Here is a 21153-nt window from a genome sequence, read left to right as displayed (position 1 = left end):
CGAATTCACTCTTATTACCAAACCCCGGATCAGTCAACAAATTATATAGTGCTAGCCTGTCGACACGCCATATACTTAAGTTATTGCGTACCGTTTTTATTTATTTTTTATTTAAGCCCAATTAAAAATTTACTTGCCACAAACTCAATTGTATCATCATAAATGTAAAAGATGAAATGTTCCTGCGAATCCATTAATTAATAGTTCGGTGAGCTATTAGAAAATAGAAGCTATTTTTTTTAGCTAACCCGCGGTGGCTGCTCCTCTGGAGGATTGCAGTCATCACAAAGGTCTTCTGCTTCTTGTCTGATTTCATCTAACATGTCCTGCTTCCAAGCATAGAATTCAGCGACAGCGTCACCTCCTGGTTCAGAGTTGTAAGAAAAACTCTTAGTTCCACTTGTGCCATTGACGACATTGCCATTGTGGTCATAGCAATCTATCTGATAGTCCATATTGTATGCGCTATCATAACCTTCCTCTCTGCTCGGTTCGGAGGGGGGAGAAGTAGTAATTGAAAAGCAGTCTTCATCATTGGATTCGCCATCGCGATGGTCGTTTTTGTTATCATCACTATCAACCATAGCAATAGTGCAATGACAATTGCCATGTGGTCGAGGTGGTTCGTAATCATACGTTCCGGCCATGCCGTTGCATAGTTCATCTGAACCAGTACTTACATATTTATATTTTTTCATAGTGCAGTGTTTTTATGAGATGAGTTTCAGGAACTGGGCTTTTGCTTCTTCAGGCGAACTAGGAGATAAACCGTCCTTTTCTTGCTTCATCAACGATCTCCAAGCAGACAATAATCCATAATAGTCCTTCGGGGCAACTGCAAAAGTAGAGCTGTTTCTAGTCAGGTAGTCTAGCCGTTCAACGCCATCAGGAATTTCCGATAAAGCCACTCTATAGGTCCGTACTACAATTTTTCCATCTATAAAGGCCTTATTAACAGACCCTAGCTTGACAGTCTCTCCGTCATCGTAAAAGTCTTGAATAAAAAATATGTCATACGCTCTGATTTGTTCTTGAGTATGGTGTTTTGTTGTAAAAGCTGGGCGCGATTGATATGGTAACACATCTCCATAGTATTCGTCCAGCTCTCTTGCGACTTCCAAGTCATCTACCGTTACTTGATGAACAGCGAAAACTTCCTGATCTAGCTTCAAACTAGGGTTCTGAATCACATAGTTGTCATAATCATCGTGAAACGTGTAAATAGAAGAGTTATGTCCTAAAGGAATTTTGTTGATCATGAACCGACCGTACTTATCGGTCATCGCCGATCGATTTCCAAGTCGGAGGGTAGCATTCTCAATAGGCTCAAGGTCACTATTTGATAGAATTCCAAAATAGGACCCGGTATGTTCTAACTTGACAGCATCGCTTATCATCTCTGTTATCTCAGCTGAGGTTGGCACGGCAGGAATGAGACGTTCGCTTTCTGCTTCGCTGAAAAGTGTTTCTAACTCCCCCAATTTTTTATTTGATACGTTCTCAATTGTAGAAACGTTCCTTCTTACCAATGCTTCAGCGTACTGAGGAGTAAGCTCATTCACTTGGATCAGAACTGCCATAGCGCGCCATGATGACGCTTCATCTATGGTCGCGTTGTTTCCAACCATACGTTGGATTGCCGCAGGCTGATAGAAGAGCAAGTCTCTTATCGTATGAATGAAGTTTTCTTTTAAGGCTTGAGCATATACTTCCCCAATGCCCTCTATCCGTTCGATGTCGAGTTCAAGTCCCATGTTGCATTTGTTTTGGTTTAATCAAAGTTAACAATTTATTCCAGTTCCAATTCAGGAGCATTTGGCTCATCATTCACATCAATTATTAATTTCATATAATGTTCGTTAAGGGACATCCTTTACACAAGTTAAATAATAGGGTTTACACTAAATTAGTTTCTAACCTTGTCGATTGTTGTTTATTTCTGAGATGTCTCTCATAAAAAAAACTAAAAATACATTGTTAAAAAAGAACTTTCCAAGTCCCATATGAAAGGCTAGCAAACGGTTGAGTCAACAAGGTATTCGTGCTCGATCGTACCAACCACATGAATGCTTAGTTTTTGTAGCAAGTTTTTTATTTATTTTCCACACATTTTATCTCCGCTAAAACAGTTCCGTTTATGATTTCTTTTCCAATTGGATAAGTATATTCCAGTTTTCCACCCAAATAGCTTTCAAATTCCCACCGCTGTTTTTCACTTTCAATAATTCCGATAATGTCTCCAGGTTCTACTATTTGTCCAGTATTGAAATTCCATTTTTTTACCGTCCACATTTGATCTTCGTTCAATTTAATAGGAAATTGGATTTTCTCAGATTCTCCATATTCTAAAATTCGACCATTTAATTCCGCTTTAGTTTTCAGGTTGGAACCATCCAAACCAAACTTTTCCATTTGTTTGATTAACCATTTTCTCATTTAGGAGATTAATTTAATTTGCTACAACAATGTTATATGATTACCAAAGGCAACTATATTTCTCTTTTACAATCACTACCCTTAAGATACGAAGTGGGGTTGGTAGTGGGTTTTAAGTGGTACTAAGCTACAGATTTTATTTTAGATAAGCTAATCTTAGGCACGAGGCACGAGGCAAAAGTTTATTGAAGGGAGACAAGAAACAGGATAGATGGAAACAGGAAACTATTATGTTTAGAATTTAACAGTCAAAATTCTTTATTCGCTTTCTACCCTTTCCGACCGCGCGTTGCTTGGCCACCTTTCCCTGTCTAGGGAAAGGAGCAGCTTTTAGGTTGCTCACTAAATATATCGGGAAACGACAAAGCGGGAGTGTTTTAATCTATATTTTCTATTAGAATACCTTCTAAGGCCTGAAATAATGCGTTTAAAGCAATTTGTATTGCAGTAGTTATTTAGTATACTGTTTTAGAAAACTAGCGTTAAGACTCAAGATTTTATATCGACTTTATCTTTTTAAAGGGCTTGTGCAACGGTTACTAATGTTACCCAACGTTTTTTTTGCCTAACAATATTCGAGCCGCTTCAACAGCTTCTCTTTGATATTTCCTTTCATTTTTTAAAATTTCATTTAGTTGAGTATCCGTTTTATTTTTAAACTGTTTAACAAACTTTTCTGTTTGTGTCTTCTCTCTTTGTTCTTTTAATTTTAAAGCCTCTTTAGGGTCAGCTTTAATAATGAATGGAAAGAATCGAAATCTATATTTAGTATTGTAAACTTTGGGAGTATCGTGAATAAAATTGTGCAAGATATTTGTCATATAATATCTGTCCCCATTCTTAAACTGTAAATCCCAGTACCCAAAATCTGAAATCATCATAGGCATTCTTCCTGCGCGGTCTATTGCATTTTTATAATATATAGCTAGATGATAGGTAGACTTTTCAATTTCGTCATTTCCATACTGCTTTGTGATTCCATTATGCGTGATGGATATTCTTTTTAATTCTGTATCTAAAGTAAATTTTGTTTTTCTATTTTGAAGATAATAATTAAGATAAATTAAAATCGATGGAATATTCATTACTGCTATAACTCCTATAAAAATCCATAATAATTGTTCGTCAAGAATAAATTCAGTTCCGTTCCTCAGTTTCCAATATATAGGACCTACTACTATCATAAAGATAACCATCCAAAAATTATCTTTTAGCAGTCCTTTTAATAGTTTGTTATTTAGTTCGTACTTTTCTATCAAATGTTAGGCAACAATGTTATACAGTTACTTTTAGTAACTACTTTCTTTTATATAATCACTACTCTCAAGATACGTAGTGGGTTTTAATGTCACTAAGCTACAGATTTTATTTTAAATAAACTATTACCATACTAAAGGCATGAGGTAGAAGGCAAAAGTTGATAGAAGGGAGGCAAGAAACAGGAGGATAGAAAACAGGACACTTTTACATGTAACCTTTACAATTTTACATTTATTATTTAGTCCTTCAGTATTCAATATTATGCATTAGATATTTAGGATTCAGTATGAACCTATCTTTTTTGCATCGCCCAACCCCTCGACTCCGCTCGGGATGACATAAATCAAGCCGCCTGACAAGTCTTTAAGGCGGGCGGTAAAAGTCTAGTCTTAAAATAGATACTGTTACTTTTAGCCTTTACAATTTTACATTTATTATTTAGTCCTTAAGTATTAGGTATTCACTACCCTTTCCGACCGCGCGTTGCTTGGCCACCTTTCCCTATCTAGGGAATGGAGCAGCTTTTTTTAGGTTGCTCACTAAATATATCGGGAAACGACAAAGCGGGAGTGTTTTTAACACTTCTTTTTCGATTAGAATGCCACCTAAGACCTGAAATAAAGCGTCTAGAGCAATTTGTATTGCAGTAGTTATTAGTATATTGTTTTAAAAAACCAGCGCTTAGACCAAGATTTTATACCGATTTTATCTTTTCGAGGGCTTGTGCAACGGTTACTGTTGTTGTATGCAGTTATTCAATATCTTTTTTAATGTTCAGAGCTAACTTCTCAAGCATATCATCTATACCTTCTGATAAAACTCCACCTTCAAAACTTGTGTTTGTCAAGACAGCAATTCCTATGTTAGTTTCTGGAAAAATCATAATCCAATTCTGCATTCCCCAGATACCGCCATGATGTCGGTAACAAATTTCATTATTGGTTTCAATGATATTCCAGTGATATCCAATGTCAAAGTCATATTGAGTACTGAAAAAGTTCTTATGAGATTCCTTGACCTCAGGTATTGATTCGTTTAAGTGATATTTTATGTATTTTATTAAATCCGCTGTGTTTGAATGAATTCCTGCAATTCCGCCCCATAAGTTGTTTTGAAAATGTTCTTGTGGTTCTCTATCTCCGTTGTAACCCTGTATCAATAAAGCTTTATCCTTTTGGTTAATTTCAAATTTGGTATGCGTCATTCCGTTAGGTTCAAAGATAAATTTCTGAACGAGTTGCTGATAAGGAATGTCATAAGCTTTTTCAAGAATATATGCAGTTATTTCAGGTGCAGTATTCGAGTAGCTAAATTCTGATCCTGGATTTGAACTAATTTTTATCTGATGCAGTCCATTCCAAAAGGCCTCTTTGGTATCCATTGAAGGTGGGAAATTTGGGAAACCACCTGTATGTGTAATAATATCTTTTATAGTGATTGCTTCTCCTTGGTATTCGAAATTAGGATATTCCTGTGGTAAATAATCTCGAATATTATCTTCAAGCGATATTTTTTCATTGATTACTGCCTTGGCAACCATTGTACCCAAAAATGTTTTTGTTACAGAAGCTATTTCGTATAATGTTGAATCCGTTGGTGGATTGTTCTTGTTTGGATTTTGTTCTCCAAAGTGAAAAGTATACTCTTGTTTATTTTGAAAAAGTGCTATTGACACTGAATGAATTTTATCATTCTCCAAAAACTCCTTAGCATATCGCTCAACGATTTCGGAAGTTTTTTTCTTTTCGACTGATTTATTTTGATTGCAACTTAATGCTGAAATAATTAAGAATACAATAATGAATGGTTTCTGGATGTTTTTTATCAATTTCTTTTGTTTTTTTAATTACCCTCAACAATGTTATATGATTACCAAACGTAACTACATTTCTCTTTTACAATCACTACCCTTAAGATACGAAGTGGGGTTGGTAGTGGGTTTTAAGTTGTACTAAACTACAGATTTTACTTTAGATAAGCTAATCTTAGGCACGAGGCACGAGGCAAAAGTTGATAGAAGGGAGACAAGAAACAGGGCACTTTTACATTTAGCCTTTACGATTTTACATTTATTATTTAGTCCTTCAGTATTCGATATTATGCATTCGATATTCGATATTTAAATACTATTTATTCTTTTTTGCATCGCCCAACCCCTCGGCTCCGCTCGGGATGACATAAACCAACCCGCCCGACAAGTCTTTAAGGCAAAAGTTTATTGAAGGGAGACAAGAAACAGGATAGATGGAAACAGGAAACTATTATGATTAGAATTTTACAGTCAAAATTCTTTATTCGCTTTCTACCCTTTCCGACCGCGCGTTGCTTGGCCACCTTTCCCTATCTAGGGAAAGGAGCAGTTTTTAGGTTACTTACTAAATATATCGGGAAACGGACAAAGCGGGAGTGTTTTAATCCATATTTTTCGATTAGAATGCCTTTTAAAGCCTTAAATAAAGCGTTTAGAGCAATTTGTATTGCAGTAGTTATTAATATATCGTTTAATAAAAACCAGCGCTTAGACCCTAGATGTTATACCGATTCTATCTTTTTTAAGGACTTGTGCAACGGTTACTTTTGTTAGACAACGTTAATTTATTTCCAAATTAAATTTCAACTACTATCATCATTGTTATAAAATAAATTAGCGGAATTGAACCAATTAAAATCCAAATCAGAAGCTTTTTCCATTTGTGCTTATTATTTGACCAAACTACTAAAGGATGAAAAAATGACCAACCCAATGAACCAAAAACCATTATGAAGTTAATTAGTTTACCATATTCATAAATCCAGCGATAATTGGAAATTCGATATCTTTCTACATAGTTTCCAATCAACATTCCAGCCAAACAAATTCCAATAATCAGAATCGCAGCCCATTTTGGGTTATATATTAGTTTTGAAACTTTCATTTTCTATAATAACCCAGCATTTTTCATAATTCCGATAGCTTTTTCCGTTTCGTTTGCTCTATCAATTAATGAACCAGGAAGCATTATAAGTCGGGTTTTTGTTTTGCGGACATTTTATTAATTTTTGGTTGTAATATCCAAATGCCAATAAAATAAAACCATAACATAAAAAATTCTCCAGCAAAATCTCCAAAACTCACTTCTTTTTGTAACTCTACGGTCTTAAATGTCTTTGCAACAAAATACATAGAATAAAACATTCCAAACATAGATAGTAAATGAAGTGGTAGAATTATTCCAACCATTACGCCTACAAGTCCGCCACTTGATTCAGTTCCGTTTTGCATTATTCCGCTGAATATTCCAACAATAAAAAGAGAAATACAGAGTATATAAACTAATGGAATAAAGAAGAATATTTTAAATTTCTTCGTTTTCATTGTTACGTTTTCTGGGACTTTGTTTTGTAATCCAATTGCAATGGACCAAAACCAACTAAAGAAAACTCCCATATAGAGTATCATTATTATTGGAAAAAATTTAAACATATTAAACATTTCTGTTGGGTCAGGATTTGTTTCGGAATTAATATTCCAAAACATTGTTCCCATCATTACTATTTGAAATATGATTGGAATTCCAAACATTAGAGAGAAAAGTTGCCAATGTTTTGCTTTTAAAAATCTATCTATCATTTTAATTTTGGTTTCGTTTTTCAGCATTACTGCTAACAATTGCGTAAACAACATATGCCCTCTACATTCCTTATATCATTAATTATGAAAAGGCAACTTAAAAAGTTACCAAGTGGAGTGTGAATTTGTATTTTACTGTGACTAAACTACAGATTTTATTTAAATATTCGTTATTCAACTACTATGTATTCTTTTTTGCATCGCTCAACCCCTCGGCTCCGCTCGGGATGACATAAATCAAGCCGCCTGACAAGTCTTTAAGGCGGGCGGTAAAAGTCTAGCATTAAAGCAAATACTTTCACATGTAGCCTTTATGATGTTACATTTATTATTTAGTCCTTCAGTATTCGATATTTTATATTCAGTATTCAAAATTCATCCTTTTCCCACCATCGGGAAAGCTTCAGGACAAGCGCGGGATGTTTTCCCACCTCCGGGAAACCTTCAGGACACGGGCGACAACATTTCCCACCTCCGGGAAAGCTCCAGAACTCGGGCGGCAACTTTCCCACCATCGGGAAACCTTCGGGACACGGGCGGGACGTTTTCCCACCTCCGGGAAATCTTCAGGACTCGGGCGGCAACTTTCCAAGCAGTGATAGCAAGGGTTTGGCAAAATATGTGATTTACAACATGTTGATGTGACACAGTGTTTTTACCGTTATTTACTAGTTTAAATAGATAAAACAGCGGTGGTATTGAGATATTTTACCTCTATTTCTTTTCTGTATCTTATAACAATAAAATAAAGCATAGAAGTCCCAACTTAAATATTCATTATTTGAAGATATTTACTCTTAGTAGACACTACGTATTTAACTAACTTTATGGATACTGTAATGGTCTAAAACAAAATAGTGAACTGTACTAGCCCTTTATAGATTCTATTATTTGATGCTTGTCTCAATTTGCTTCTTATGCGTTCTAGCCACTGATCACAAGTTGGGGCTACTGAATAATCTTACGCAATGGTATCGGCATCTCCACCCCTTCTATAATAAAACGTTTTTGAACAGCTTCTTTGAGGTCGCATTTCATTTTAAACTCCATAAAAGGATCAGATATCCATACATAAGCACGAATATGAATGTAGGTATCAAAAACATCAATTACGCGAACCTCGACGTCGCTAAGCAGCTCGTTTTCTTTTTCATAATTGGTTCTATTATCAAAATAAAGCGGTAGTTTTCTTGCTTCTTCTTGTATAATGCCTCTTATTTTATCAATATCAGCGAATAATCCAATTTTAAAGTTATTAAAACTTAAAATTTTAGAGTTTCGAATGTTGTGATTAAGTACCGATTCATTACTGATTACAGAGTTAGGGATGATTAGCAATTTATTTTCAAACGTACGAATCACAGTTTGTCTAAGATTGATATCCTCAACGATTCCCAAACGCTCCTCGTCCAATTTTATGTAATCTCCAACTCTAAAAGGTTTAAAAATAACGATAAATATACCCGCGATAATATTGGCTACCGCTGCTTGAGCGGCAAAGGCTATCACCGCAGCTAAAATTCCTGCACCCGAAAAAATATACGCTGCTTTTTCTCGTAATCCGGGCACCGTAAGAATTATAATGAAGAGACCTAAAAGAAATAACATCAAACGAAGCGCATTCTTAAAGAATTTTATTTGCGTGACGCCTCGCAAAGCTCTGTTTTGTCTGTAATAAAGAAATTTACCTAAAATAAATCCTAGTATCCATGACACCCCCCAACAAATTAAGAGCACTGCCAAACTGTAAAGAATCGTTCCCTCTACAGTAGATACATCGATATATTTTTGTAAAAACTTTTCCATTAAATTTAAAACAATGTGGTTTGTGTTTTATCATCAGCATCCTCATCATCGTTATTTGAGGAATCTACAGCTTTTTTATTTGCTTCGGACGTTACGGACTCTTCATCTTTAACCTCCATATCTTCAGGTTTCATTGGCTCGGGTTCTTCAAACGGAATTGGATCTAACATATTGAGTTGTTTCACCTTTTCTGTGGTTAATTGATTCCCTAACGCTTTGATTCCTTTTATTGAAATAAATTCTTCCAATTCAATTTGATCACTTGGTTTTTGCTCCTTACCTCTTATTTTATTATACACTATTTCAACCTGAGGTTTATAATCTGTGGAAAGAATTTCCAGTTGCGTTTTGGGGTGTTCGGTGACAAAAATCTCTTCTTTCTCAGGGTTTTCGATTAAAAAACGCTTGACAAAATAGCGTTCTTTTTCTCCGTCCCAGTAGATTGCAGATATTGGTTTTTTTGGCTTCCACTTCTCCAATACAATCATATCGGAATCAAAATGCGCTGTAATTTCAGGAACAATTGTTTTTGCAACACCCCGTTGGTTAATGATCAATAAACGATCATCGCCTCTAAATTCTCCTAAAAGCTCCCCTCTCCCATCCACATTAAGACGTTGTACAGTTTCATCAAACCATATTTTGCGAGGTTTTAAAGTAGAAACACCCTGTTCCTTTAATTCGATTCTCTTGATATTGTACTTTGTCACAATATTTCCTTTGACCCCACGCCCTTTGATTAAAAGATCTGCAAAGTCAAGATCAAATTTAAGTTTCTTGATACTCCCGGCCTGTCTTAGATGTATCGTCACGATTTCGGCTTCTCCATTCGGGTTTGCCGAAAAATATGAGATCTTTGAGTTCTTTTTTCCTTGTGTCAGATCATACTCTTTATCTCGTGTAACACTGGTTACGGCAAAGCGTTTAACATAGGACGCTCCTCCTTTCCCATCCTGGTAAATTACATTGTAAATCGTACGTTTATCCTTTTTCTTGAAGATCGCTACATGAATAATATCCTTCCCAATAAAGGTTTTGGCATCTACTCGTGTTACTATCATTTTACCCTCAGCGGTAAAACAAATTACATCATCAATATCAGAACAGTCGGTTACATAATCATCTTTACGTAAGGAGGTACCAACAAACCCTTCTGCCCGATTCACGTAAAGTTTGGTGTTTCGTATCACAACTTTGGTAGCCTCAATGTCATCAAAAATCTTGATTTCCGTTAATCTACTACGGTCCTTACCATAGGTTGTTTTTAAGCGTTTAAAGTGATCTATCGCGTAGGCTACCAAATTATCAAGATGGTGCTTAATTTGAGCGATATCTGCCTCAAGGGCTTCAATTTTCTGTTGTGCTTTATCGATATCAAACTTTGATATTCTTTTAATACGAATTTCGGTTAATCGCACAATATCCTCTTCGGTAACAGCTCGCTTTAGGTGTTTAATATGTGGTTGTAGTCCTTTGTCTATGGCACTAATTACCCCTTCCCAGGTTTCTTCCTCCTCGATTTCACGATAGATTCTATTTTCAATAAAAATACGTTCTAAAGACGCAAAATGCCATTGTTCTTGTAATTCGTTGAGTTGAATTTCCAACTCACTTTTTAATAATTCTACAGTATGATCTGTAGACCTACGTAACATTTCTGAAACTCCTATAAAATTAGGGCGATTATCTTCGATAATACAGCCTAGGGGCGAAATAGAAACTTCGCAATTAGTAAATGCATAGAGTGCATCAATGGTCTTATCCGGAGATATCCCACCGGGCAAGTGTACAAGGATCTCTACAGTTGCTGCTGTGTTATCCTCTATTTTTTTAACCTTAATCTTTCCTTTTTCATTCGCCTTTAAAATAGAATCGATTAAGGAACTCGTAGTTGTCGAAAATGGAATTTCGTTTATTACCAGCGTGTTCTTATCCAGTTGTGATATTTTAGCACGCACGCGTACTTTACCACCTCGCTGTCCATCGTTGTAATTAGTGAAATCTGCTATCCCCGCTGTAGGAAAATCCGGTAAAATTGTAAACTTTTTTCCTTGTAGATGTTTAATTGAAGCGTCTATAAGTTCAATAAAATTATGAGGAAGTACTTTGGTGCTTAGCCCCACCGCAATACCCTCGGCTCCCTGAGCTAATAGTAAAGGAAACTTAATAGGTAAATTTATAGGCTCCTTTTTACGTCCGTCATAAGATAATTGCCAATCCGTTATTTTGGCGTTATACACTACATCCAATGCAAACTTGGATAAACGCGCTTCAATATATCTTGCAGCTGCAGCACGATCTCCTGTCAGAATATTTCCCCAGTTACCCTGCATATCGATCAACAGATCTTTTTGACCAATTTGTACCATCGCATCCGAGATACTTGCGTCTCCATGCGGGTGATACTGCATCGTATGTCCGACAATGTTAGCCACCTTATTATAGCGTCCATCATCCAAATCCTTCATAGAATGCAATATACGTCGCTGTACAGGTTTGAGACCATCCTCAATTGCCGGTACGGCACGTTCTAAAATCACATAGGAGGCATAATCCAGAAACCAATCTTTGTACATACCAGAGACCTTGGTGATAACTTCCTGGGGCTCATGCTGCGGTTCTTGGTTTTCTGCCGGAATATTTTCTAACGGATCAGATTCGTTTTCCTTGTCTGTATTCATATAAATTTAGGGGTTCTCTTAAAATTATTGCTCTTCAACTGTATCCAATTCTACCTTGAGATTATCAATGATAAATTCCTGGCGATCAGGAGTGTTTTTACCCATATAAAAGGACAGTAATTCTTCAATTGTTTGTTCTTTGTCTAACATTACCGGGTCTAGTCGAATGTCTTCTCCGATAAAATGAACAAACTCATCAGGTGATATTTCACCTAATCCCTTAAATCGAGTAATCTCGTGTTTGCCGGATAACTTTTGAATTGCATCACGTTTCTCTTGTTCAGAGTAACAGTATATTGTCTCTTTTTTGTTACGAACTCTAAATAATGGAGTTTGTAGTATATACAGATGACCTTCTTTTATTAATTCAGGAAAGAACTGCAAAAAAAATGTGATCAATAGTAGTCTAATATGCATCCCATCAACATCGGCATCGGTAGCGATTACAATATTATTATATCGTAAATCCTCCATAGATTCCTCAATATTGAGCGCTGCCTGAAGTAAATTGAATTCTTCATTTTCATACACAATTTTCTTGCTCATGTTATAGCAGTTAAGAGGCTTTCCTCTCAAGCTAAATACTGCCTGTGTATTTACATCTCTAGACTTGGTAATAGATCCGCTCGCCGAATCTCCCTCGGTTATAAATAAGGTACTTTCTAAATTACGATCCTTTTTACTATCAGTCAAATGCACTCTGCAATCTCTCAACTTCTTATTATGTAAACTGGCCTTTTTAGCACGTTCTTTAGCCAACTTACGGATACCTGAAAGATCTTTGCGTTCTCGTTCGGCTTGTAAGATCTTACGTTGTAGCTGTTCTGCTGTATTAGAGTTTTTGTGTAGGTAATTATCTAGTTTTGTTTTAAGAAAATCGTTAATATATGTTCTTACAGTAGGCATCCCGTCTCCCATATCAGTAGACCCTAGCTTCGTTTTTGTCTGACTCTCAAAAACCGGTTCAGTTACCTTGATACTAATTGCAGAAACGATTGATTTTCGAATATCACTTGCCTCATAATTTTTGCCATAAAACTCCCGTATCGTTTTTACTACAGCCTCTCTAAACGCTGCCTGGTGCGTTCCTCCCTGTGTGGTATTTTGACCATTCACAAAAGAATGATATTCTTCACTGTATTGAGTTTTGCTATGTGTGATCGCAACTTCTATATCATCTCCTTTGAGGTGTATGATATCATATAATCGATCTTCTTCTCCTATACTTTCTGATAACAAATCTTTAAGTCCATTTTCAGAAAAGTATTTTTCACCGTTGAAAACTATGGTCAAACCAGGGTTTAAGTAAACATAGTTCTTAAGCATTTTTGCTACATATTCAGTCCGGTACTTATAATTTTTAAAGATAGAATCATCAGGAATGAAGGAAACTTTGGTTCCGCGTCGTCTTGAGGTCTCCTCCAGCCCATCCTGATTGGTAAGATTTCCTTTTTCGAACTCTGCAGACGCTGATTTACCATCTCGGGTCGACTCTACTCTAAAAAATGACGATAGTGCATTAACCGCCTTGGTTCCTACTCCATTTAATCCAACCGATTTTTTAAACGCTTTACTGTCGTATTTACCTCCGGTATTCATTTTGGAAACTACATCCACAACTTTACCTAAAGGGATGCCACGGCCATAATCACGTACAATAACTTTTTCGCCCTGAATTGAGATGTCAATGGTTTTACCAACTCCCATCACATATTCATCAATAGAGTTGTCTAAAACTTCTTTTAATAAAATATAAATACCGTCATCGGCAGAAGAACCATCACCTAATTTACCAATATACATCCCCGGCCGCATACGGATGTGTTCTTTCCAATCAAGAGATCGTATGTTATCTTCTGTATACTTCGTTTCGTTGCTCATAAATTTTGGGTAGAATGCTCGCTAAGATAAGACTTCACCTACAAATTTAAAACTAGCCAATTACAAAGTAATTAACAAATATAAATTTGATATTGTTGATTAATTGATTACCAGTTTATTATCCTTATAACTCATCTTACGATCATCTTATTTCAATTCATACAAAAATTATTTTGCTATACATCGGTAAGGTGTCCTCCTATGCCGAACATATGGCATAAGATTTGTTTTTATATCTTTACAAACTAATTTTAAAAATATATGAAGATGAAGAAATTTCCCAAATCTTTTCTGATGCTCTTCACTGTAGCACTTAGTGTGGTTGCTTGTGATGTAGTTGATGATTTATTAACGTTTACTATTTCTGATGATACTGACATTGAAATAGGCTCGGGTATTCCGGTTGCTACTCCTTTTGATATCGCTACACCACCGGTAAAGAGTAATTCACAAAGTGAGTTTGAGCAAAATGACAGTCGTGTAGACCTTGTAAAAGAGATAAAGCTTAAATCTCTTAAACTTAACATCACCTCTCCCGAAGGACAAACTTATAATTTTCTAAAATCCATTCGAATTTTTATATCCGATACTAATGATGAGAATGAAATAGAACTAGCTTCGCTTGATACCATTCCGGAAGGCGTAAAAACATTGGATTTAGAAACTACGAATGCTGCTTTGGATGTCTATGTAAAAGGTGCCTCTTACAATTTGAGAACAGAGGTAGTTACAAAAGAAACCCTGACAAATACGGTTAAAATAAACGCGGCAATGAAATATCAGGTTACTGCTGACCCGCTGTAAAACGGTAGTAAACATAGTATAAAACAACAAGCTCGGGCAAATTTGCCCGAGCTTGTTGTTTTAAATTGAATGCCAATCCTCCTTTAGGACTGTTTGCAAAAGAATACTACTACCCTTTTACCCACGCATTTCGCAATGCTAACTGTTGCTCTGTTGCGTTCTCTACTGGCAAAATAGTTTTGCCTTGCGTGTATGATTTCTTAAGGGTCGTTTCAAGGATAACCTCTTCCCCTGCTCTATCTAGTACAACTTTAAGAGGATCTCCTTCTTTCCACTGTAATGAACCTCGCAAGACCGTATTAGCGTTTTGTAAAGTAAGTGCTTCCCCATTTACAGAAACTATAAAATCCTTAGGTAACACGCCGTTATCAGCCCAGAAACTATTATCCAGTACCAATTCATTAAAATAAATACCGCCTTTATCTTTGTCTCCAGCTACGATAAGAGCTCCTGCATTTTGAATATAATTTGTTTCTACTTTGCTTGACGTGATTTTTAAACCGACTTTATTAAAAAAGTCTTCGTAATCTATTGGTGTTGTCCCCTCTACATGATTTTTCAGGAATTCGCCAATTGAAGGATATGTCATTTTTGTAATTTCGGCTATCAGATTATCATCCTTAAATGGTTTTTCCTTTCCATATTTATTGGAAAGTTCTTTCATTAATGACAAAATCCCTCTTTCTCCATTACTCTCTTCACGCATCAAAATATCGATACACATACCTATTAGTGCGCCTTTTTGATATACATTAATATAATTTGCAGCATATGGAGCGTCAAGAATGTTTTCACTCATTACAGTAAAACTCATCTCATCATCAAAACCTTTTGAGGCAACTATTTTATCTAAAATTTTGTCATAAAACTCGTTTTCTTCAACCAATCCTTGATTTGCTTGAAATAAGGTGGCAAAATATTCAGTTACTCCCTCATACATCCAAAGATGCTTAGAAAAAGTAGGTGCATTATAATCAAAATAATGTACATCTTCTGAATGCACACTTAATGGAGTCACGATATGAAAAAATTCATGAGATACCACATCTATCATAGCACTTGCTAACGCATCCTCGGGCATTTGCTCAGGCAAAACCACTACGGTAGAAGTGTGATGTTCTAAAGCACCAAAACCAGTAGGAGCGGTTTCTGTGCCCGGTGACAAATAAAGGTAAATATCATACCGTGGCGTACTGTTGATAGCTCCCAAATATGCTTTTTGAGCCTTCATCATTTTGAAAACAGTTTCTTTTATACCCTTAGCCGTATGCGTTTTGTTTGGAGAATAAACGCTCAAAACAATCTTGATATCCCCAACTTCGAATTCCTCTACATCGAGCATTCCATACATCATTGGATTATCCGTGATTTCAAAATATCGGGTAGCCATGTAGTTATCAACCACCGTGGCATCATCCTTAGCTATCGAACTGACCAACGATAATGCTGAAGTTCTCTTCATATTAGACGGCGTATGCACGCTTAAAGCATATTGATTCGACTTCAAATTGTCAAAATACCCAATAAAACCATGTAAGTTTAAGACATAATTATCAGGCTCTATATTAGTTCCTGAAGGCGAAAAAGGGGTCTTTTTAGAAGTTTGCTCAATATCATACGTATCATTCACCTCGTACCGGATCACATCTAACTGACGTGCATTGGGAATTTGCCATGAATTTGTATCAACTTTTACCGCAGTAATTTCCTTACCAGCATAGTCAAAAGCTTTGAAGTTCTCTATAAATGATCCAAAATCACTTACCGCATACGTCCCCTGGACGACTTTTGGTAATCGGTACATTACAGTATCTTGTGTAAAACGCCCGGGGTTTATTTGAACCGGTGCTTTATCCTCTTGTATATCCACCAAATCAATTGAAGTTTGAATAGGTGTATTAATTGCTAAATCGTTATTTTGCTTAGTTGTTCCACATCCATACAATAAGATTGCCAGAGACGCGGTAGCCAATGTTTTTTTCATGAATTCTGTCTTAATAAGAAATTTTTATTTTAAAAAAAATTGTATTGTTGGTTAGCGTTATGCTTGTATTATATTGGACGAAGCTTTACCAAGAGTGTTACAGGTTTGATGAGAAAAATATCGATTAGTTTAATTTTTAATATAATTTTGGGATTCGATATTAGAATCTATGCAAAAACTACTCCTTGATTCGGTCACCTATAATGTGGCCATACCGTTACCTCTGGACAGTCATAAGCAAACGTTAGTATTCTTGCATGACTCTTTAGGCTGCGTTGAACTCTGGAGAGATTTTCCTATACAACTAGCTCAAAGAACGAACTGTAACGTAGTAATATATGACCGACAGGGATATGGCAAATCAGATCCGTTTACAAATGCGCATCGAGACCGTGATTATTTAGCTAAAGAAGCGCATATTTTGAACACAATACTTAAAGCATTAAAACTTACATCCTGCATATTATTTGGTCATAGTGATGGCGGAAGCATTGCTTTACTAGCAGCCTCTTTCTATTCAACTACTTTTAAGGCGATTATTACTGAAGGGGCTCACGTTTTTGTAGAGAATGAAACGCTTCAAGGTATCCTCACAGCTAAGGAAGCCTATAAAACAACAAATTTGAAGCAAAAATTAGAAAGGTATCATGGTACAAAAACTGAAGCTGTCTTTACGCTGTGGACAGAAACCTGGTTATCCAAAGAGTTTCAGGACTGGGACATAACTAAAGAATTAAAACATATCCAATGTCCATCATTAATCATACAGGGTGATCAGGATGAATATGGCACCAATAAACAAGTAGAGACCATTATAGACTACAGTTCTAGTAAGCATGCCGAAGCGTATATACTTCCGAATATTGGTCACTCTCCACATAAAGAATGTCCGAATCTTGTACTAGAAAAAGTGAGTGAATTTATAGCTAACTTACAATGAGTTAAAGCTTCTTAAGGAAGTAAGTTCTTGGTGATAATATTTTTTAAATCGTTTTTATTAAGGGGTTTATTGATGATATCGTTCATCCCGGCATCCATGCATTCTTGTCGTACCTCTTCGAGTTCTGAGGCTGTGAGTGCCACGATGGGAGTAGTTTGATCAAACTCCCGTATCCGCTTGGACGCTTCAATCCCATTTAAATATGGCATATTTAAATCCATTAATACGAGATCAAAATCTTCTTTTTTGACCATTTGTAACGCGTTAAATCCATTTTCAACTATAGTACAATCATATCCTATAAGATTTAATAAATTTTTTGTCACAATCTGATTAATCTTATTGTCCTCTGCTATTAAAATTCGGCGATACACCTCTGTCGCCCCATTATCATTATTGAAATGATTTTTTTGAGCATCTTCGTGAATGACCTGTAGTTTTAGATCAAAATAAAAGCGAGTCCCTCTGTTCTCCTTACTATTCAAATGAATAGTACTCCCCATCATTTGGACTAAGTTTTTTACTATTGAAAGCCCCAAACCTGTACCTTCTAATTTATTTGATTCCCGATTGACCTGAGAAAATTTTTCAAAAACATAATCCTGCTTATCTTCTGGTATTCCCGGTCCGTTATCTTCTACCTCAAAGCGAAGATGAATTATATCATCCTTCTGACCTATAATTCTAATTCTCAACCAAATTTTACCATTCTCAGTAAATTTGGCAGCGTTACCTATTAAATTAATTAAAATCTCTGATAAGCGTAAAGAATCAACATCTACGGTTTCCGGAAGATCATTGGGGGTATCCAAAATAAGTTCGGTATTCTTACTTTTAGCCTGATATTCAAAAGAGTTGAGAAGGTTCTGTGAAAGCTTAAACAGATTTGTCGGGGTATTAGTAAGCTTGATGTTTTTTGCTTCTATTTTGCTAATTTGAAGCACATTATTAATTAAGTTAAGGAGATAATCTCCTGAAAATTTTAATGAACTCAACAACTTTTTGTGTTTTTCATGTATATCCTCTTCTTCTAAAAGCAGTGACGTAATACCGACTACTCCGTATAAAGGTGTGCGTAGTTCATGGCTAACAGTTGATATAAATTGAGATTTAACACGAGTAAGTTCTTCTGCTTCCGTTTTGGCGGCAATTAATTCTTTATTCTTAGTACTAAGTACGTCACTTAACTTTTTCTTGGAGTGATAGCCTCGGTAAAAAAAGAAGACTGCTCCCAATAAAAATACCAGTGATATCCCCGATACTATGTTGATCATTCTATTGTTATTAGCAATACGTGTTTGATAATCTTTCTCTTTTTTGGTCTGCTCCAATTCTCGTTCGTACTCCTCGACTTCAAAGCCAACCTTTGCCGTTTCTATCTGTTTAAGCTGTTCCTTTGTATATAATTGATCTTTATATTTCTGATAGGCTTTAAGATCAGAATACGCGCTATCCATATTATTCAATACTTTGTAAAGCTCGGCACGCGCTTCATAGATATACGACATCTCACGTAACATATTATTATCCCTTGCCATCATTAAAGCTTGGTTAAAGTGATCTTTTGACCTTTCTAAGGCATTCATATGTAGAAAATACCTTCCTTTCAAGTAATTAATTTCACAAAAGGCTTCGATATCCTTCGTCACTTTTGATAAGCTGTCAGCTTCCATCAAATATGGATAGGCCTCTTTATAGTTTTCGGCATCAATATAAGTCCAGGCAAGATCAATTATAGGAGACATATATTCATATGGGTCATTTATACTTTTGCCCAAGGCAACCGCCTCAGAATAAAATTCAACTGCTTTGGGTACATTCTTAAAGCCTTCAGAATAAACATTTCCTAATCCATTAACAGCCCATAAAATAAGAATAGAATCGTTTGCCAATTTACCCAACTCCAGAGCTTTCGTATAGTTTTTTTCCGCATTTTCATAATCCGTCAATATCTGATAGTTATACCCCATTAAATAATGAGCATGTCCTTTATAATAATGACTATTAATACGATTTGAATATTTTGCTGCTTGTATAGCATGTTCAAGAGATTCTTTGATTTTATATTGATAAGAAAGATCACTTGATTTCTCTATCAATTGCTGTAAACTATCATTGACTATATGATCAACAGATTGCTGACCGAACGCCAGTCTAAGGGTAAAGACTACAAAAAATAATAAAAATGATATGGTTTTCAAGATTTTAGCCTTTTGAAATGTAATTTATGATTTACGGGAAGAATGCATAAATCGCATGAATTTATGCATAACCTGTTTAAAGATATCAGTAAAAACCTTAAAATACCAGTAAAATGAAAAAAATAATTCATTTTTACTAGTGTTTTGTTAAATCGTTACAGTTCTTATCCAAAAAAAATAAAGCCAATGTAGTGGATACATCAGCTTAACTTTTATTAAAATATTTTTATCTATACGTTGAACAAGAAATGCATCACATCCCCATCATTTACGACGTATGTTTTACCCTCAACTCCAAGTTTACCGGCTTCTCTTGCTTTTGCTTCGCTACCATAGCTAACAAAATCATCATACTTTATGACTTCAGCCCTAATAAATCCTTTCTCAAAATCGGTATGAATAACGCCTGCTGCTTGAGGTGCAGTAGCTCCTATTGGGATCGTCCAAGCACGAACCTCTTTGACACCTGCAGTAAAGTATGTTTGCTGATTCAACAATTTGTACGCTGCTCTAATCAGAACCGAAGCTCCTGCTTCCTCTAACCCCATATCCTGTAAAAACATTTGGCGTTCTTCAAAGTCCTCCAACTCTGTTATATCTGCTTCTGTAGCTACTGCCAGAACAATTACTTCGGCATTTTCCTGAGCAACTACTTCTTTTACTTTTGTAACAAATTCGTTACCATCAACTACCGAATTTTCATCCACATTACATACATATAAAACCGGTTTGTCTGTAATAAACTGTAAGGGTTTTACAAAAGCTTCGTGATCATCCTCTGATACTTCTATTGCACGAATAGATATTCCTGCCTCTAGACCTTCTTTTAATTTTAATAAAACAGCCTCCTCTTTTTGAGCTTCTTTATTACCTGTCTTTGCAGCTCTCTTAATTTTATCGAGTTTCTTTTCTAAAGTTTCAAGATCTTTTAACTGAAGTTCGATATCAATGGTTTCCTTATCACGAATTGGATCTACAGATCCATCAACATGAACAATATTATCGTTCTCAAAACATCTTAAAACATGTATAATCGCATCCGTCTCTCTGATATTACCTAAAAACTGATTTCCCAGTCCTTCTCCTTTGCTGGCTCCTTTTACCAATCCCGCAATATCAACGATTTCTACAGTAGCAGGCAATACGCGCTCTGGATTAACTAATGATTCCAGTTTCTCTAACCTCACATCCGGAACATTCACAACTCCTATATTAGGTTCAATGGTACAAAAAGGAAAATTAGCACTCTGTGCTTTTGCATTAGATAAACAATTAAATAAAGTAGACTTACCTACATTGGGCAATCCAACAATTCCAGCTTTCATAATAATAGGTTAATAAGGATCACAAAGATCCTATTTTGCGAGCGCAAATATAATGTTATTAGAGGTAACAAAACAATAGGTCGGCACACTTTAGCAAAATCAAGAATTCTTAACTTAAATAATCAGCAAATTTTAATACCAAAATGTAAAAAATGTTGAGATAATTCTACAGGATATAAATTAATTAAAAATTGTTAAATGTGGTAAAACCATAAAAAATTGTTA

15 protein-coding genes are annotated in these 21153 nt (G+C 35.7%); 2 read left to right on the top strand and 13 right to left on the bottom strand.

The features are described from left to right. Positions 1–239 precede the first annotated feature (239 nt). The 10 genes from BD809_RS05705 to BD809_RS05660 form a co-directional block, all read right to left on the bottom strand. Positions 240–698, bottom strand: coding sequence for a hypothetical protein (locus tag BD809_RS05705; RefSeq protein ID WP_148782006.1), 459 nt, complete (start codon positions 696–698; stop codon positions 240–242). A gap of 12 nt (positions 699–710) precedes the next feature. Beyond that, positions 711–1754 (bottom strand): DUF4332 domain-containing protein, encoded by a 1044-nt coding sequence (locus BD809_RS05700; RefSeq protein ID WP_148782005.1) that lies wholly within the window; start codon positions 1752–1754, stop codon positions 711–713. 337 nt (positions 1755–2091) lie between these two features. Continuing rightward, positions 2092–2436, bottom strand: coding sequence for a hypothetical protein (locus tag BD809_RS05695; RefSeq protein ID WP_148782004.1), 345 nt, complete (start codon positions 2434–2436; stop codon positions 2092–2094). A 545-nt stretch (positions 2437–2981) separates the two neighbouring features. Beyond that, positions 2982–3695: a hypothetical protein gene (locus BD809_RS05690; RefSeq protein ID WP_148782003.1), complete on the bottom strand. Its 714-nt coding sequence runs from the start codon at positions 3693–3695 to the stop codon at positions 2982–2984. Between the two features lie 752 nt (positions 3696–4447). Next, the gene (locus BD809_RS05685) at positions 4448–5524 is read right to left on the bottom strand and encodes a serine hydrolase domain-containing protein (protein WP_148782002.1); all 1077 of its coding nucleotides are present in this window, start codon (positions 5522–5524) and stop codon (positions 4448–4450) included. A gap of 778 nt (positions 5525–6302) precedes the next feature. Next, a complete protein-coding gene (locus tag BD809_RS05680) occupies positions 6303–6611 on the bottom strand; it encodes a hypothetical protein (protein WP_148782001.1) in 309 nt (102 codons plus the stop codon). 83 nt (positions 6612–6694) lie between these two features. Continuing rightward, the gene (locus BD809_RS05675) at positions 6695–7333 is read right to left on the bottom strand and encodes a hypothetical protein (protein ID WP_148782000.1); all 639 of its coding nucleotides are present in this window, start codon (positions 7331–7333) and stop codon (positions 6695–6697) included. 921 nt (positions 7334–8254) lie between these two features. Further along, positions 8255–9112, bottom strand: a complete 858-nt coding sequence (locus BD809_RS05670; RefSeq protein ID WP_148781999.1) for a mechanosensitive ion channel family protein — start codon at positions 9110–9112, stop codon at positions 8255–8257. A gap of 5 nt (positions 9113–9117) precedes the next feature. Further along, positions 9118–11793: a DNA gyrase/topoisomerase IV subunit A gene (locus tag BD809_RS05665; protein ID WP_148781998.1), complete on the bottom strand. Its 2676-nt coding sequence runs from the start codon at positions 11791–11793 to the stop codon at positions 9118–9120. Between the two features lie 24 nt (positions 11794–11817). Then, positions 11818–13674, bottom strand: coding sequence for a DNA topoisomerase IV subunit B (locus BD809_RS05660; RefSeq protein ID WP_148781997.1), 1857 nt, complete (start codon positions 13672–13674; stop codon positions 11818–11820). Positions 13675–13941: 267 nt separating this feature from the next. Between BD809_RS05660 and BD809_RS05655 the strand changes: the two genes are divergently transcribed. Then, positions 13942–14478 (top strand): hypothetical protein, encoded by a 537-nt coding sequence (locus tag BD809_RS05655; RefSeq protein WP_148781996.1) that lies wholly within the window; start codon positions 13942–13944, stop codon positions 14476–14478. Between the two features lie 109 nt (positions 14479–14587). On the opposite strand, the gene BD809_RS05650 is transcribed toward BD809_RS05655, so the two are convergent. Beyond that, positions 14588–16462, bottom strand: a complete 1875-nt coding sequence (locus BD809_RS05650) for a M61 family metallopeptidase (RefSeq protein WP_148781995.1) — start codon at positions 16460–16462, stop codon at positions 14588–14590. A gap of 169 nt (positions 16463–16631) precedes the next feature. Between BD809_RS05650 and BD809_RS05645 the strand changes: the two genes are divergently transcribed. Then, complete coding sequence (locus tag BD809_RS05645; RefSeq protein ID WP_148781994.1) at positions 16632–17402, top strand: alpha/beta fold hydrolase; 771 nt, start codon at positions 16632–16634, stop codon at positions 17400–17402. Between the two features lie 11 nt (positions 17403–17413). Here BD809_RS05645 and BD809_RS05640 read toward each other — a convergent pair whose 3' ends face one another. Both BD809_RS05640 and ychF read right to left on the bottom strand, forming a co-directional pair. Then, positions 17414–19603 carry a tetratricopeptide repeat-containing hybrid sensor histidine kinase/response regulator gene (locus BD809_RS05640; RefSeq protein WP_148781993.1) on the bottom strand — a complete coding sequence of 730 codons (2190 nt, stop codon included), beginning with the start codon at positions 19601–19603 and terminating at the stop codon, positions 17414–17416. 230 nt (positions 19604–19833) lie between these two features. Then, positions 19834–20928 (bottom strand): redox-regulated ATPase YchF, encoded by a 1095-nt coding sequence (ychF, locus tag BD809_RS05635; RefSeq protein ID WP_148781992.1) that lies wholly within the window; start codon positions 20926–20928, stop codon positions 19834–19836. Positions 20929–21153 lie beyond the last annotated feature (225 nt).

It is taken from the genome of Aquimarina intermedia, from assembly GCF_008124785.1.
Classification (GTDB): Bacteria; Bacteroidota; Bacteroidia; order Flavobacteriales; family Flavobacteriaceae; genus Aquimarina; species Aquimarina intermedia.
The sequence above is the reverse complement of the archived record's forward strand: the minus strand, read 5'-3'. Positions and strand labels throughout refer to the sequence as shown.

Coding starts and splice junctions, on each gene's coding strand:
- BD809_RS05655 (WP_148781996.1), top strand. CDS start 13,942: ATGAAGAAATTTCCCAAATCTTTTCTGATGCTCTTCACTGTAGCACTT.
- BD809_RS05665 (WP_148781998.1), bottom strand. CDS start 11,793: ATGAATACAGACAAGGAAAACGAATCTGATCCGTTAGAAAATATTCCG.
- BD809_RS05660 (WP_148781997.1), bottom strand. CDS start 13,674: ATGAGCAACGAAACGAAGTATACAGAAGATAACATACGATCTCTTGAT.
- BD809_RS05675 (WP_148782000.1), bottom strand. CDS start 7,333: ATGCTGAAAAACGAAACCAAAATTAAAATGATAGATAGATTTTTAAAA.
- BD809_RS05700 (WP_148782005.1), bottom strand. CDS start 1,754: ATGGGACTTGAACTCGACATCGAACGGATAGAGGGCATTGGGGAAGTA.
- BD809_RS05650 (WP_148781995.1), bottom strand. CDS start 16,462: ATGAAAAAAACATTGGCTACCGCGTCTCTGGCAATCTTATTGTATGGA.
- BD809_RS05680 (WP_148782001.1), bottom strand. CDS start 6,611: ATGAAAGTTTCAAAACTAATATATAACCCAAAATGGGCTGCGATTCTG.
- BD809_RS05705 (WP_148782006.1), bottom strand. CDS start 698: ATGAAAAAATATAAATATGTAAGTACTGGTTCAGATGAACTATGCAAC.
- BD809_RS05645 (WP_148781994.1), top strand. CDS start 16,632: ATGCAAAAACTACTCCTTGATTCGGTCACCTATAATGTGGCCATACCG.
- BD809_RS05695 (WP_148782004.1), bottom strand. CDS start 2,436: ATGAGAAAATGGTTAATCAAACAAATGGAAAAGTTTGGTTTGGATGGT.
- BD809_RS05670 (WP_148781999.1), bottom strand. CDS start 9,112: ATGGAAAAGTTTTTACAAAAATATATCGATGTATCTACTGTAGAGGGA.
- ychF (WP_148781992.1), bottom strand. CDS start 20,928: ATGAAAGCTGGAATTGTTGGATTGCCCAATGTAGGTAAGTCTACTTTA.